Source organism: Streptomyces sp. NPDC006435, assembly GCF_040612315.1.
GTDB lineage: Bacteria > Actinomycetota > Actinomycetes > Streptomycetales > Streptomycetaceae > Streptomyces.
Genome location: NZ_JBEXPY010000005.1, coordinates 57,995 through 72,688, shown reverse-complemented (window position 1 = coordinate 72,688; position 14,694 = coordinate 57,995). Strand labels below are relative to the sequence as shown.

The window sequence follows — 14,694 nt, the reverse complement described above, 5'->3', positions numbered from 1 at the left end:
GGCCGTTTTCCGCACGACAATCGGGGCAGGGGCGGGGCGTCCCGCGGCGGCCCGGCCGCAACCGACCCACGAGGGAGCCGAGAGTGACGACGACGTCGGCATGGCTGACCGTACTGACCACGACGGACAGCGAGGAGAAGGCCCAGGCCCTGGCCCGGGGCGTGGTGGAGGCGCGGCTCGCCGCGTGCGCGCAGATCTCCGCGCCCGTCACCTCGGTCTACCACTGGCGGAGCGCCATCGAGACGGCGAAGGAGTGGCAGCTGCTGTTCAAGACGACGGCAGAGCGGTACGACGAACTGGAGGCCCATCTCCGGGAGGCGCACGACTACGAGACCCCGGAGATCATCGCGATCCCGATCCTCCGGGGGAGCGCCCGCTACCTCGCCTGGGTCTCGGCCGGGACCGCCCCGCTCACCTCCCTGTGACACCGGGCCCGACGGCACGGACGGACGAAGGCACGGCCGGACGAAGGCACGGACGGGGTACGGACGGCACGGCGGTGCGGCCGGGGCGGCGGCGGTACGGACGGCGCGGCGGGTGGGGCTACTCCCCGTCCTCCGCCGCCAACGCCCTGCCGATCCCGGGCTCCCGCGGCCCCAGGAAGTGCGGATCGGGCCTGAACACCGCGTCCAGCGCCGCCTTCCCCGCCGCGAACACCTCCCGCGTCCCGCCGTAGTACCAGGTCGCGTCGTGCACGGCGTCGACGCCGACGCCGTACGCGTCGATACCGGCGGTCCGGCACAGCGCGATCGCCCGGCGGATGTGGAACCCCTGGCTCACCAGCACCGCCCGGTCGACCCCGAAGATCTTCTTGGCCCGTACGCAGGAGTCCCAGGTGTCGAACCCGGCGAAGTCGCTCACGATCCGCCGGTCCGGGACGCCCCGCTCCCTGAGGAAGGTGCGCATGGCCTCCGGCTCGTCGTACTCCTTCCGGCTGTTGTCGCCGGTCACGAGCACGACCTTCACCTTCCCGTCCCGGTACAGCTCGGCGGCGGTCCGCAGCCGGTTCGCCAGGTACGGCGACGGCCTGCCCTGCCACAGCCCCGCCCCGAACACCACGGCCACCTGCTGGGCGGGCGCGTCCGCGACCGTCCTGACGCGGGCGTCGGCGACGGTGTACATCCAGGTCGCGGGCGCCAGCGCGGCCACGCACGCGAGCATCACCCCCTGCACGGCCCGCCGCTGCCCGCGCCGTGTCCGGGGAAACCTCGGCCGCAACCGCCCGAGCAGCCGCAGTCCCGGCCGTTTCATCCGCATGGAGTCCCTTCCTTCCGCGCCGGGGGCCGCCGCCCCCACCTGATCGGACGACCGGCGGACCCAAAGGGTTGCGAATCGGGCGGACGGGTTCGGACGGGCGGCCCGCGCAGCCGCCTGATCCCGCTCGCCGGACCGGCCGTCTACTGTCGGAACCATGGACGGTACGCAGGGCCACGGCACGGACGGCACGCAGGGCCACGGCACGGCCCCCTACGGCCCGGCGGACGCCGAGCGCTGGGACACCGAGCCGGACAAACGGCCGGGCCGCACCGCCTTCCAGCGCGACCGCGCCCGGGTGCTGCACTCCGCCGCGCTGCGTCGGCTCGCCGGGAAGACCCAGGTGGTCACCCCCGGCACCCGCGGCCACGCCTGGGACGCCAGCCCGCGGACCCGGCTCACCCACTCCCTCGAATGCGCCCAGGTCGGCCGCGAGCTCGGGGCCGCGCTCGGCTGCGACCCCGACCTCGTCGAGACGGCCTGCCTCGCCCACGACCTGGGCCACCCGCCGTTCGGGCACAACGGCGAGCAGGCGCTCAACGACTTCGCGTCGGACTGCGGAGGCTTCGAGGGCAACGCCCAGTCGCTGCGGCTGCTGACCCGGCTCGAACCCAAGCGCTTCGTGCCCGACACCCGGACCGGCGCACTGGTCAGCGTCGGCCTCAACCTGACCCGGGCCGCCCTGGACGCCGCCACCAAGTACCCCTGGCCGCGCGGCGCGCACCCCACCGACCCCGGCTCACCGAAATTCGGGGTGTACGAGGACGACCTGCCGGTCTTCTCCTGGGCCCGCAGGGGCGCGCCGGAGAACCGCAAGTGCTTCGAGGCCCAGGTCATGGACTGGTCCGACGACGTCGCGTACTCCGTGCACGACTTCGAGGACGGGCTGCACGCCGGGCACATCGACCCCGGCTGCCTCTACGCCGAGCCCGAACGCGACGAGATCTGGGCGGTCGCCATCGGCCGCTACGTCCCGGCGGACACCGACCCCGAGGAACTGGCCGAGGCCCTCGACCGGCTCATCGACCAGGACTGGTGGCCGCACGGCTACGACGGCTCCGCCGTCGCGCAGGCCCGGCTGAAGGACGCCACGAGCCAGCTGATCGGCCGGTTCTGCCTCGCCGCCGAGAGCAGCACCCGGCAGGCGTACGGCACGGGCCGCCTCGGCCGGTACGCCGCCGAGCTCGTCGTCCCCCGCGAGACCCGCAACGAATGCGCGGTCCTCAAGGCGGTCGCCGACCGGTACGTCATGCAGCGCGCCGAACAGGAGGCGATCCGCGCCGACCAGCGGATCGTCATCGCCGAGCTGGCCGCCGCACTGACCGCGCGCGCCCCGAAGGGGCTGGAGCCGCAGTTCCGGGCGCTGTTCGACGCCGCGCCCGACGACCGGGCCCGCAAGCGGGTCCTGGTCGACCAGATCGCCGCCCTCACCGACGCGTCGGCCCGCTCCCTGCACGCCTCGCTCGCCCTGCGCCCCTGACCGGCCGCGCCGGTCCGCTCCGGCCCGCTCCGGTCCGCGCCGCGCCGATCCGGTCCGGGCCGCGTGGGACGTCCCCCCGCCGTTCCCCGCCCCACCGGACCCGCCGGACCCACCGTTCCCCGCCCCCCGACGCGGCCCTCACCCCGCTTCCCGGTCGGCCCTCCGCCCGACTCCGCCCGGGGGACACTCGTCCATCAGCGCGTCGCCCAGCAGCGTCCGGCGGTGGATCACCGCGGAGCCCTGCCGCTCCGAGGCGACCAGCCCCGCTTCCCGCAGCACCGTCGCGTGCCGGCTCGCCGTCGACAGGGTCAGCCGCAGCACCGCGGCCAGCTGCGTCGTCGTCATCGGCCGCTCCAGCACGTCCAGCGCGGCGGCCCGGGAACGGCCGATGAGCCGGGCCACTCCCGGTGTCCGCGAACCGGCGTCGCGCCGTGCGGCCCTGGACCGCTCCAGCCAGCCCGCAGCCGGGGACAGCGGATGGACCAGCACCTGCGGCAGCCCGGGGTCGGCCAGCATGACCGGGTGGCGCACGCAGAAGAACGCCGGGACGATCGTGAGCGGCCGGCCGTTCAGCGGCTTGTCCCGGGACACCGGGTACGGGGCCTCCAGCAGCCGGCTCTCGTTCCGCCAGTCCAGGTCGGGGCCGTAGCTGGCGAGCAGGCCGCTGCTGCCCGAGCCCAGCGCCGCCCGCGCGCGCACCGGCCGGTCGGTTGCCACCGCGGCCCGGATGTCGTCCGCGTACGGCTGGACCGCCACCGCGTACGTGCGGCGCAGCGCCTCGCCCAGCCGTCCCAGCGCCCGCCGGTCACCGCCCGCGAGCAGCCGCGCCCCGCCCGGCATCCGGCCGGGCGGGTGGAGCATGGAGATCTCCCGGTCCAGTTCGGCCATCGGGGTCGACAGCACCCGGTCGATGCCGGTCTCCAGATCGGTGTCGCCCTGCCCCGGGGTCAGGAAGTCCGGGAAGAACGCGGCGTGCGGGCACAGCCGGGTCAGGGCGGTCACCGTTCCCCCCAGGCCCGCCCGCGCGATCGCCGCCCGGACCTCGCGCCGCCACGGGTCGAAGACCACCGCCGCCTGCCGGTTCTGCAACAGGTGCAGGGCGAGCACGAGTTCCCACATCGGATCCGGGCCCGGTGCGACCCGCAGCCGGTTCAGGTCCTCGCTGGTGAAGTGGATGCGTAGCATGCGCCCCCCGCACGTCCTGTCCTCCGCGCCGCCCCGGGGCCCCGTCGGGCCGTCCCCACCGGCGCCGGATTCCCACAGTAGCCAGTCGTCCCGGCCGGGCAAACGGGATCGGGCCCGTCTGCGAGCCGCGCCGCGGGCCGCGGGCCGCGGTAGCAGACTGGGACCGACCACTGGGGGTGACCTGATCGGGGTACACCCTCTTTCGTCATCACGCTGCGTGCGGGACGCTCGCAGTTGGCGGCGACGCGAAGCAAGCACCGAGGAGGCATCAAGTGGTCGACGCACATCGGACGTTCGTCATCGTCGGCGGAGGACTGGCCGGAGCGAAGGCAGCGGAGACCCTCCGGGCGGAGGGTTTCAGCGGCCGGGTGATCCTCCTCGGCGACGAACGCGACCATCCGTACGAACGGCCGCCGCTCTCCAAGGGCTACCTGTCCGGCAAGGAGGACCGCAACAGCGTCTTCGTCCACGACACCGCCTGGTACGCGGGCGCCGAGATCGAGCTGCACCTGGGCCAGCCCGTCACCTCGCTCGACCGGGAGGCCCGCTCCGTACGGCTCGGCGACGGCACCGTCGTCCACTACGACAAGCTGCTGCTCGCCACCGGGGCCGAACCGCGCCGCCTCCCCGTCCCGGGCACGGACCTGGCCGGCGTCCACCATCTGCGCCGCCTCGCCCACGCCGACCGGCTGCGCAACGTCCTGACCTCGCTCGGCCGCGACAACGGCCACCTGGTGATCGCCGGGGCCGGGTGGATCGGGCTGGAGGTCGCGGCGGCGGCCCGCGGCTACGGCGCCGAGGTCACCGTCGTCGAACCGGAACCGACCCCGCTGCACCAGGTCGTCGGCCCCGAACTCGGCCAGATCTTCACCGACCTGCACAGCGACCACGGGGTCCGCTTCCACTTCGGCGTCCGCCTCACCGAGATCATCGGCCAGGACGGCCTGGTGCTCGCCGTCCGCACCGACGACGGAGAGGAGCACCCCGCCCACGACGTCCTCGCCGCGATCGGCGCCGCCCCCCGCACCGCCCTCGCCGAGACCGCCGGGCTCGCCATGGCCCCCCGCGCGGACGGCGGCGGCATCGCCGTGGACGCCTCCCTGCGCACCAGCGACCCGCACATCTTCGCCGCCGGTGACGTCGCCAACGTGGCCCATCCGCTGCTCGGGTCCCGGCTGCGCGTGGAGCACTGGGCGAACGCGCTGAACAGCGGCCCGGCCGCGGCCCGCGCCATGCTCGGCCAGGAGGTGAGCTACGACCGGGTGCCGTACTTCTTCTCCGACCAGTACGACCTCGGCCTGGAGTACTCCGGCTGGGCGCCGCCGGGCAGCTACGACCAGGTGGTCATCCGCGGCGACGCGGGGAAGCGCGAGTTCATCGCCTTCTGGCTGAAGGACCGCCGGGTGCTGGCCGGCATGAACGTCAACGTGTGGGACGTCACCGAGACCGTGCAGGGGCTGATCAGGGCCGGCCGGCAGGTCGACCCGGACGCGCTGGCGGACCCGTCGGTGCCGCTGGACGCCCTGGGCTGAACCGCGCCCGGTACGCCGGACCCCGCCCGGTCCCCCCGGGCCGCGCCCGGCGTACCGGAGCGGCGGGTTCCGCGGATCACAGCGCCGCGCGGTCCGGCTGTCCGCCCCCACCCGTAGAATTCACCCGTGGCAGGCAGGATCAATGACGACGATGTGAAGGCGGTACGGGACGCGGTCCCGATCGACGCCGTCGTGTCCGAGTACCTCCAGCTGCGCAACGCGGGCGGTGGCAACCTCAAGGGGCTCTGTCCGTTCCACGACGAGAAGTCCCCCTCCTTCCAGGTCAGTCCGAGCAAGGGTCTCTTCCACTGCTTCGGCTGCCAGGAGGGCGGCGACACGATCGCCTTCGTGATGAAGATCGACCACCTCTCGTTCTCCGAGACGGTCGAGCGGCTCGCCGCCAAGGCGGGCATCACCCTGCGCTACGAGGAGGGCGGGTACAACCCCTCCCACCAGCGCGGCGAGCGCATCCGGCTGGTCGAGGCGCACAAGGCCGCCGCCCGGTTCTACGTCGAGCAGCTGGAGAGCCCCGAGGCCGAGATCGGCCGGAAGTTCCTCGCCGAGCGGGGCTTCGACCAGGCCGCCGCCGCCCACTTCGGCGTCGGCTACAGCCCGGCCGGCTGGGACCACCTCACCCGCTACCTGCGCGGCCAGGGCTTCAGCGACAAGGAGCTGATCGCCTCCGGCCTCTCCCAGGACGGCAGGCGCGGCCCCATCGACCGCTTCCGCGGCCGGCTGATGTGGCCGATCAGCGACACCGCCGGCGACGTCGTCGGGTTCGGCGCCCGCAAGCTGCGCGAGGACGACAACGGACCGAAGTACCTCAACACCCCCGAGACCGCGATCTACAAGAAGTCCCAGGTGCTGTACGGCATCGACCTGGCGAAGAAGGACATCGCGAAGTCCAGCCGGGCCGTGGTCGTCGAGGGCTACACCGATGTCATGGCCTGCCACCTCGCCGGGGTCACCACCGCCATCGCCACCTGCGGCACGGCCTTCGGCGGCGACCACATCAAGATCCTGCGCCGGCTCCTGATGGACAACGGCAGCGCCCGGGTGATCTTCACGTTCGACGGCGACGCGGCCGGCCAGAAGGCCGCCCTGCGGGCCTTCGAGGACGACCAGAAGTTCGCCGCCGAGACGTACATCGCCATCGCCCCGGACGGCATGGACCCCTGCGACCTGCGGCTGGTCAAGGGCGACGACGCCGTGCGCGACCTGGTCGAGCCGCGCACCCCGCTCTTCGAGTTCGCACTCCGCCAGATCGTCTCCAGGTACGACCTGGAGACCCCGGCGGGCCGCGCCGCCGCGCTCGACGAGGCGGCCCCCGTCGTCGCCAAGATCAAGACGGGCAGCGTGCAGCGCGAGGTCGCCGTCCAGCTGGCCGGCTTCGTCGGCATCCTGGACCAGGAGTACGTGGTGCACCGGGTCAACCAGCTCGCCCAGTGGGCCCGCGGGCGGGGCGGCGACCGGCGCGGCCCCGCACGGCCCGCCGCGCGGGGCGGCGACCGGCACCAGGAGGTGCAGGCCCCCGTGACCCCGTCCGGCCCCGCGCTCAACCTCCGCAGCCCCGCCCACCGCACCGAACGCGAACTGCTCAAGCTCGCCCTGCAAAAACCCGAGCTGGTCTCGCCCGCGTTCGACGCCTACGGGGCCGACGAGTTCACCGCCCCGCCCTACGCCGCCGTGCGCCAGTGCATCGAGGAGGCGGGCGGCGCCGAACAGGGCCTCGCCGACAGCCGCGAGTACCTGGTCCGGGTGCTCGACGCGACGCCCAATGAGACGGTGCGCAACCTCGTCACCGAACTGGCCGTCGAGGTCTTCCACGGCAAGAGCATCGACGAGACCTACGCGGGCATGCAGCTCGTCCACGTCCGGCTGCGCGCCGTCGACCGCCGGATCGACGACGTCCAGAGCAGCCTGGCCCGGCTCGGCAGCAACGTCGCCCCGGACCACCTGGCCGCCGCGCAGAACGAGGTCTGGGTCCTCCAGCAGTACGCCCGGAGCCTGCGCGGCAACGGGGCCGCCGCGCTCTGACGTCCGGGGGCTTCGCGGAACCCGCGCTGGTGGGCGGCGATCCGCTCGTGGCCGCCGCGCTCTGACGCCCCGGGTGCTCCCGCGGTAACCGCCCGGTCACGGAACGGACTCAGAAAGTCCCCGCACGCCCCTCGTGACGGGGATGTGTCGTGCCCCACACTGAGGGCGGTGCCTGAGTCATCGGAACGCGGCCGGTCCACCGAACGGTGGCCCGCACCCGCGGTCCGGCAGCGATCACCTGGAGGTCGCCCCCGTGCAGACCCGGACCAAAACCGAGCACATCTCGGCCATCCCCGCGCAGAACCGGGCCGTACGGCATCCGGAGGCCGCGGTGGAACCCCCGCCCGCACCGGTCGACCCGCCGGACCCGCCGGAAGCGCTCGCGGAGGACCCGCCCGAGGTGCTCGCCGAGGAGCCGCCGGAGGCGCTCGCGGAGGAGTCCGAAGCCCCGGAACCGGGGCCGGGACGAGGACCGGGGCAGGGGGCGCGGAACCGTCCGGAGACCGGCACCACCTCCTCCGACCTCTTCCGCCAGTACCTGCGGGAGATAGGGCGGATACCCCTGCTCAGCGCCGCCGAGGAGGTGGAACTCGCCCGCTGCGTCGAGGCCGGGCTCTTCGCCGAGGAACGGCTCGCGCGCACCCCGGACCCCGACACCCGGCTGGCCGTCGACCTCGACCGGCTGGTGGTCATGGGGCGGATGGCCAAACGCCGCCTCATCGAGGCCAACCTCCGCCTCGTCGTCTCCGTCGCCAAGCGCTACATCGGGCGCGGGCTGACCATGCTCGACCTGGTCCAGGAGGGAAACCTCGGGCTGATCAGGGCGGTCGAGAAGTTCGACTACACCCGGGGCTACAAGTTCTCCACGTACGCGACCTGGTGGATCCGGCAGTCCATGTCCCGCGCCCTCGCCGACCAGGCGCGGACCATACGGGTCCCGGTGCACGTCGTCGAACTGATCAACCGCGTCGTGCGCGTCCAGCGCCGGCTGCTCCAGGAACGCGGCTGCGAACCCACGGCCGAGGAGGTCGCGGCCCAGCTCGACCTCACCCCGGAACGGGTCGGCGAGGTCCTGCGGCTCGCCCAGGAACCCGTCTCGCTGCACGCCCCGGTCGGCGAGGAGGACGTCGCCCTCGGCGACCTGATCGAGGACGGCGACGCCGCGTCCCCGGTCGAGTCCGCCGCCTTCCTGCTGCTGCGCGAGCACCTGGAGGCGGTGCTCTCCACCCTCGGCGAACGCGAACGGAAGGTGGTCCAGCTGCGCTACGGGCTGGCCGACGGGCGGCCCCGCACCCTGGAGGAGATCGGCCGGATCTTCGGCGTGACCCGCGAACGCATCCGCCAGATCGAGTCCAAGACGCTCGGCAAACTGCGGGACCACGCCTTCGCCGACCAGCTCCGCGGCTACCTCGACTGATGCGCGCGAGGGCCCGTGCCACCGGTCGGCGGCACGGGCCCTCGGGGGCCGAACGGGCGGTTCGCCTAGTCGACTTCGGCGACCGCCTGGGCGAACTGCGCCGAGTACAGCCGGGCGTAGGCGCCCCCGGAGGCCAACAGCTCCTCGTGCGTGCCCTGTTCGACGATCGAGCCGTTCTCCATCACCAGGATGACGTCGGCGTCCCGGATCGTGGAGAGCCGGTGCGCGATCACGAAGCTCGTGCGGCCGTGCGCGAGGCGCGCCATCGCCTTCTGGATCAGCACCTCGGTCCGGGTGTCGACGGAGCTGGTCGCCTCGTCGAGCACCAGGATCACCGGATCGGACAGGAACGCGCGGGCGATCGTGATCAGCTGCTTCTCACCCGCGCTGACCCCGGTGCCCTCGTCGTCGATCACCGTGTCGTAGCCGTCCGGGAGGGTGCGGATGAAGCGGTCGGCGTGGGCCGCCCGCGCCGCCTCCTCGATCTCCTCGCGGGTGACCTCGCGCGAGGCGCCGTACGCGATGTTGTCCGCGATCGAGCCGCCGAACAGCCAGGTGTCCTGGAGGACCATGCCGATCGACCGGCGCAGGTCGTCCCGCGACATCTTCGCCACGTCCACCCCGTCGAGCGCGATGCGCCCGCCGGTCACCTCGTAGAACCGCAGCAGCAGATTGACCAGGGTGGTCTTCCCCGCGCCGGTCGGGCCGACGATCGCGACCGTGTGGCCGGGCTCGACGTCCAGCGACAGGTTCTCGATCAGCGGCTTGTCCGGGTCGTAGCGGAACGACACCTTCTCCAGCGAGACCCCGCCCAGCAGCTTCCCGGGCCGCTCGGCCTTGCCGGGCCCGGGGTCGGCGCCCTGCTCCTCGGCGTCCAGCAGCTCGAAGATCCGCTCGGCCGACGCGACGCCCGACTGCACCAGGTTCGCCATCGAGGCGACCTGGGTCAGCGGCATCGAGAACTGGCGCGAGTACTGGATGAACGCCTGCACGTCACCGATGGACAGCGCGCCCGACGCGACCCGCAGCCCGCCGACGACGGCGACCAGCACGTAGTTCAGGTTCGACATGAACATCATCAGCGGCTGCATGATCCCGCTGTTGAACTGGGCCTTGGAACTCGCCTCGTACAGCGCCTCGTTCTGCTCGGCGAAGTCCTTCGCGGACTCCGCCTGCCGCCCGAAGACCTTCACCAGCGTGTGCCCGGTGTACATCTCCTCGATGTGGGCGTTGAGCTTGCCCGTGACCTGCCACTGCTGCACGAACTGGGGCTGCGAGCGCTTGCCGATCCTCGTCGCCACGACCACCGAGAGCGGCACCGTCACCAGGGCCACCAGGGCCAGCAGCGGCGAGACCCAGAACATCATGATCAGGACGCCGACGATGGTGAGCAGGGAGTTGATGAGCTGGCCCATCGTCTGCTGCATCGTCTGCGAGATGTTGTCGATGTCGTTCGTCGCCCGGCTGAGCACCTCGCCGCGCTTGGCCCGGTCGAAGTACGACAGCGGCAGCCGCGACAGCTTCGTCTGGATGTCCTCGCGCAGCTGGAATATGACCCGGTTGATGATCCGGATCGACAGCCGGGTGGCCACCAGCATCAGCAGCCCGGCCCCGACGTAGATCGCCAGCGCCAGCAGCAGCACGTCGCCCACCGCGCCGAAGTCGATGCCGTGCCCCGGGACGAAGTCCACCCCGGACAGCATGTCGGCGAGGCCGCTGTCGCCGTCGCGCATGCGCGCGATGGTCTCCTCCTTGGTCGCCCCCTCCGGCATCTGCCGGCCGACGAACCCGGCGAAGACCAGGTCGGTCGCCCGGCCGAGGATCTTCGGCCCGATCACCGACAGGGCGACGCTCACCGCGCAGGCCGCCAGCATCATGTAGAGCGGGATCTTCTCCGCCTCGAAACGCTTCAGCAGCCGTTTCGAGGACCCCTTGAAGTCCATGGAACGGTCGGTCGGCGCCCCGCCCGCCATCATGCGTCCGCCAGGACCGGCCATCACGCGGCCTCCGCTTCCGTCAGCTGGGAGAGCACGATCTCCCGGTACGTCTCATTGCCGGCCATCAGTTCGTGATGGGTGCCGGAGCCGACGACCCGGCCCTCGTCCAGCACCAGGATCCGGTCGGCCTCGCGGATGGTGGACACGCGCTGCGCCACGATCACCACGGTCGCGTCGGCGGTCTCCCGGGCCAGCGCGCCGCGCAGCGCGGCGTCGGTCGCGTAGTCCAGGGCCGAGAACGAGTCGTCGAAGAGATAGATCTCCGGCCGCTGCACCAGCGTCCTGGCTATGGAGAGCCGCTGCCGCTGCCCGCCGGAGACATTGGTGCCGCCCTGCGCGATCGGCGCGTCCAGGCCGTGCTCCAGGCCCTCGACGAACTCCTTGGCCTGGGCGACCTCCAGCGCGTGCCACAGCTCCTCGTCGGTCGCGTCCGGGTTCCCGTACCGCAGGTTCGTCGCGACCGTCCCGGAGAACAGGTACGGCTTCTGCGGGACGAGGCCCACGGTCTTCGCCAGCAGGACCGGGTCCAGCGTCCGCACGTCCGCGCCGTCCACCAGCACCTGGCCGTCCGTCACGTCGAACAGTCGCGGCACGAGCCCCAGCAGCGTCGACTTGCCGCTGCCCGTCGACCCGATGATCGCGGTGGTCTCGCCGGGGCGGGCCACCAGTTCCACCGACCGCAGCACCGGCTCCTCGGCGCCCGGGTAGCGGAAGTCCGCGCCGCGCACCTCCAGGTGGCCGCGGGCGCGCAGCTCGCGGACCGGCGCGACCGGCGGGACCACGCTCGACTCCGTCTCCAGGACCTCCTGGATGCGCTCGGCGCACACCTCGGCGCGAGGCACCATCATGAACATGAAGGTGGCCATCATCACCGACATGACGATCTGCATCAGATAGGCGAGGAAGGCGGTCAGCGCGCCGATCTCCATGCCGCCGCTGTCGATGCGGTGGGCGCCGAACCAGAGCACGGCGATCGACGAGACGTTCACGACCGTCATCACGGTCGGGAACATCAGCGCCGTCAGCCGGCCCGTGGCCAGCGCCACGTCCGTCAGCTCGGTGTTGGAGCCGCGGAAACGCTCCTCCTCGTACTCGTCGCGGACGAAGGCGCGGATGACCCGGTTGCCGGTGATCTGCTCGCGCAGCACCCGGTTCACCGTGTCGAGCCGCTCCTGCATCGTGCGGAACAGCGGGCGCATCCGCTTCACGATCAGACTCACCGAGATGCCCAGCACCGGCACCACCGCGAGCAGCACCGCCGACAGCGGGACGTCCTGGCCGAGCGCCATGACGATGCCGCCGACACACATGATCGGGGCCGACACCATCAGGGTGAACGTGGTCAGCACCAGCATCTGGATCTGCTGCACGTCATTGGTCGTACGGGTGATCAGCGAAGGAGCCCCGAACCGCCCGAGCTCGCGCGCCGAGAACGACTGGACCCGGTCGAAGACCGCGGCCCGCACGTCGCGGCCGAGCGCGGAGGCGGTACGGGCGCCGTAGTGGATGGCCCCCATGTTGCAGACCACCTGGCCGATGCTGACGGCGATCATGATGGCGCCGAATTCGAGGATGTAGCCGGTGTCCCCCTCGACGACGCCGTTGTCGATGATGTCGGCGTTCAGGGTGGGGAGGTAGAGGCTGGCACAGGTCTGCAGCAGCTGGAGGAGGACCAGCAGAGCGATGGGTTTCTTGTACGGACCGAGATGGGCCCGCAGGAGTTTTATGAGCACGCGTGTCTCTCGGATGTCGGCAGAGTGCGGGAGTCGACCCATTTTCCGGCACCGTCGGCCGCGACTGCGAGTAATTTTACTCAAGACCAGGTCAAAAAAAAGACCGAGTACACAGTCGGTGGGAGCCCTGCCGCGCGCCCGGTCCGACCTGGTGCCGCGCACCAGGTCGGACCGCGCCCGCGCACGCTCGGCGCGTGCTCAGCGCACGGTGTCGAACGCCCCCGGATGGATCCGGTCCCGGGTCGTCACGTACTGCTGGCGCACCGCCTGCCCGACCGCCAACTCCTCGCCCGGCTCCAGCACCTGCGCCGCGGCGCCCTGCCAGGCCGGGGGGACGAGCGGATCGACCGTGCCCTGCGAGGCGCCCAGCGCCCAGGCCGCCTGCCGGGCCGCGCCCAGCGCCGCGTACTCGGCGGGCTGCGGCACGACCACCTGCGTACCGAAGAACGCGGGCGCCAGCCCCTGCACGGCGGGCAGCTCGGCCGCCGCCCCCAGCAGGAACACCCGACGCACCTCGACGCCCCGGCCGCGCAGCACGTCGAGCGCGTCGGCCAGCGAGCACAGCATCCCCTCGAACGCCGCCCGCGCCAGGTGCTCCGGCTTCATCGACTCGCGCCGCAGCCCGCACAGCGTCCCCGCGGTGTGCGGCAGGTGCGGGGTGCGCTCGCCCTCCAGGTAGGGCAGGAGCACCAGCCCGGAGGCGCCCGGCGTCGACTTCAGCGCCAGCGCGGACAGCTCCTCGATGTTGTCCAGGCCGAGCATCTCGGCGGTTCCGCGCAACGCCCGCACCGCGTTCGACGTGTGCACCACCGGCAGGTGCATCCCGGTGGCGTCCGCGAACGACGTGATCATCCCGGCCGGGTCGGACAGCGCCCCGTGGTGCACCGCCATGACCGAGCCCGAGGCGCCCAGCGACACCACCGCGTCGCCCACCCCGACCCCGAGCCCGAACGCCGCGGCCATCGTCTCGCCGGTCCCCGCGGAGATCAGCAGCCCCTCGGGCGTCGTCCCGGCGGTCCCGGAGGGGCCGAGCACCTCGGGCAGCGCGGCCTGGTGCCCGAGCGCGAGCTCCACCAGATCGGGCCGGTAGGAGCCGCTGCCCGCCGACCAGTAGCCGGTGCCGGAGGCGGCGCCCCGGTCGGTGGTCCGCCGGGCGGGGCGCCCCAGCAGCTGCCACACCAGCCATTCGTGCGGCTGCAGCACCGCGGCCACCCGCTGCGCCGCCTCCGGCTCGGTCCGCGCCAGCCACCGCAGCTTCGCCACCGGCTGCGCCGCCTGCGGCACCGAGCCGACCGCCTCGGCCCAGGGCTGCCGCCCGCCGAACAGGTCGATCAGGTCCACGGCGGCGGCCTGCGCCCGCTTGTCGTTGCCGACCAGTGCCGGCCGCACGGGGTTGCCCTGCTGGTCCAGCGGCACCAGGCCGTGCTGCTGCGCGGAGACGCCGATGGCCTGCACGCCCTCCAGCAGCCCGCCGCCGGCGGCCTCGCCGAGCGAGAGCAGCCAGGCCTGCGGGTCGACCTCGGTGGCCTTCGGATCGACGGGGTGCGCGGCGTACCCCCGGCGCAGTACGGCGCCGGTGTCCGCATCGCAGACGACGATGTGCGTGAAGGCGGAAGAGCTGTCCAAGCCCGCGACTATCCCCATGCACAAGATTCTGCCGCACCACCGGAGCTTTTCAGTACCGGATGACGCGGCGCCGTCGCAGGCGGCCCCGGGGTCCGGGGCCCCGGCGCTCAGGTGTTGGAGGTGCCCCAGTCGTCCTCGGCGCCGTCGCGGGCGCGGTCCCGCAGCGAGCGCATCCGCTCGGCGACCGGGGCGGGCACCTTGGCGCCCACCTTGTCGCTCATCGCGTGGTACGCCTTTCCGGCCATCTGCCGGCCGTTCTGCGCGGCGGACTCGGCGGTGTTGCGCACGGCCGGGTTCTGCGCGAACCGGCGGGCGGACTCCTTCATCTGTTCGTAGCGCTCGCGCCCGGCCCGTGTCCCGATCACGTATCCGAGGGCCAGTCCGGCGATGAACGTGAGCCGGTACCGCATGGCTGCCACCCTTCCTTGCTCAG

11 protein-coding genes are annotated in these 14,694 nt (G+C 72.7%); 5 read left to right on the top strand and 6 right to left on the bottom strand.

What is annotated here, in order from left to right:
* The first annotated feature begins 83 nt into the window (after positions 1–83).
* Positions 84–425 carry a divalent-cation tolerance protein CutA gene (gene cutA, locus ABZZ04_RS07980; protein ID WP_356931340.1) on the top strand — a complete coding sequence of 114 codons (342 nt, stop codon included), beginning with the start codon at positions 84–86 and terminating at the stop codon, positions 423–425.
* Between the two features lie 118 nt (positions 426–543).
* Here cutA and ABZZ04_RS07975 read toward each other — a convergent pair whose 3' ends face one another.
* Positions 544–1,257: an ElyC/SanA/YdcF family protein gene (locus tag ABZZ04_RS07975; protein ID WP_356931339.1), complete on the bottom strand. Its 714-nt coding sequence runs from the start codon at positions 1,255–1,257 to the stop codon at positions 544–546.
* A gap of 154 nt (positions 1,258–1,411) precedes the next feature.
* Between ABZZ04_RS07975 and ABZZ04_RS07970 the strand changes: the two genes are divergently transcribed.
* Entirely contained in the window at positions 1,412–2,734 is a 1,323-nt protein-coding gene (locus ABZZ04_RS07970; RefSeq protein WP_356931338.1) for a deoxyguanosinetriphosphate triphosphohydrolase, read from the top strand.
* Between the two features lie 138 nt (positions 2,735–2,872).
* Here the strand turns inward: ABZZ04_RS07970 and ABZZ04_RS07965 are convergent, their stop codons facing one another.
* A complete protein-coding gene (locus ABZZ04_RS07965; RefSeq protein ID WP_356931337.1) occupies positions 2,873–3,919 on the bottom strand; it encodes a helix-turn-helix domain-containing protein in 1,047 nt (348 codons plus the stop codon).
* A 272-nt stretch (positions 3,920–4,191) separates the two neighbouring features.
* Between ABZZ04_RS07965 and ABZZ04_RS07960 the strand changes: the two genes are divergently transcribed.
* The 3 genes from ABZZ04_RS07960 to ABZZ04_RS07950 all read left to right on the top strand — a co-directional run bounded on the left by ABZZ04_RS07960 (position 4,192) and on the right by ABZZ04_RS07950 (position 8,905).
* Positions 4,192–5,451 (top strand): FAD-dependent oxidoreductase, encoded by a 1,260-nt coding sequence (locus ABZZ04_RS07960; RefSeq protein WP_356931336.1) that lies wholly within the window; start codon positions 4,192–4,194, stop codon positions 5,449–5,451.
* A 126-nt stretch (positions 5,452–5,577) separates the two neighbouring features.
* Positions 5,578–7,488, top strand: a complete 1,911-nt coding sequence (gene dnaG / locus ABZZ04_RS07955) for a DNA primase (RefSeq protein WP_356931335.1) — start codon at positions 5,578–5,580, stop codon at positions 7,486–7,488.
* A 253-nt stretch (positions 7,489–7,741) separates the two neighbouring features.
* Complete coding sequence (locus tag ABZZ04_RS07950) at positions 7,742–8,905, top strand: RNA polymerase sigma factor (RefSeq protein ID WP_356931334.1); 1,164 nt, start codon at positions 7,742–7,744, stop codon at positions 8,903–8,905.
* Between the two features lie 65 nt (positions 8,906–8,970).
* Here the strand turns inward: ABZZ04_RS07950 and ABZZ04_RS07945 are convergent, their stop codons facing one another.
* The 4 genes from ABZZ04_RS07945 to ABZZ04_RS07930 form a co-directional block, all read right to left on the bottom strand.
* Positions 8,971–10,902: an ABC transporter ATP-binding protein gene (locus ABZZ04_RS07945; protein ID WP_356931333.1), complete on the bottom strand. Its 1,932-nt coding sequence runs from the start codon at positions 10,900–10,902 to the stop codon at positions 8,971–8,973.
* Positions 10,902–12,635, bottom strand: a complete 1,734-nt coding sequence (locus ABZZ04_RS07940) for an ABC transporter ATP-binding protein (protein ID WP_356931332.1) — start codon at positions 12,633–12,635, stop codon at positions 10,902–10,904. Before ABZZ04_RS07940 ends, ABZZ04_RS07945 begins: the two co-directional genes overlap by 1 nt.
* Before the next feature lie 198 nt (positions 12,636–12,833).
* Positions 12,834–14,279, bottom strand: a complete 1,446-nt coding sequence (locus tag ABZZ04_RS07935) for an FGGY family carbohydrate kinase (RefSeq protein ID WP_356931331.1) — start codon at positions 14,277–14,279, stop codon at positions 12,834–12,836.
* Between the two features lie 89 nt (positions 14,280–14,368).
* Complete coding sequence (locus ABZZ04_RS07930; protein ID WP_356931517.1) at positions 14,369–14,671, bottom strand: YtxH domain-containing protein; 303 nt, start codon at positions 14,669–14,671, stop codon at positions 14,369–14,371.
* Positions 14,672–14,694: the final 23 nt, after the last annotated feature.

What these genes read in the sequence shown, in the direction of transcription:
- ABZZ04_RS07945 (WP_356931333.1), bottom strand. Translation starts at nt 10,902, where the DNA reads ATGGCCGGTCCTGGCGGACGCATGATGGCGGGCGGGGCGCCGACCGAC.
- ABZZ04_RS07930 (WP_356931517.1), bottom strand. Translation starts at nt 14,671, where the DNA reads ATGCGGTACCGGCTCACGTTCATCGCCGGACTGGCCCTCGGATACGTG.
- ABZZ04_RS07965 (WP_356931337.1), bottom strand. Translation starts at nt 3,919, where the DNA reads ATGCTACGCATCCACTTCACCAGCGAGGACCTGAACCGGCTGCGGGTC.
- ABZZ04_RS07935 (WP_356931331.1), bottom strand. Translation starts at nt 14,279, where the DNA reads ATGGGGATAGTCGCGGGCTTGGACAGCTCTTCCGCCTTCACGCACATC.
- ABZZ04_RS07970 (WP_356931338.1), top strand. Translation starts at nt 1,412, where the DNA reads ATGGACGGTACGCAGGGCCACGGCACGGACGGCACGCAGGGCCACGGC.
- ABZZ04_RS07975 (WP_356931339.1), bottom strand. Translation starts at nt 1,257, where the DNA reads ATGCGGATGAAACGGCCGGGACTGCGGCTGCTCGGGCGGTTGCGGCCG.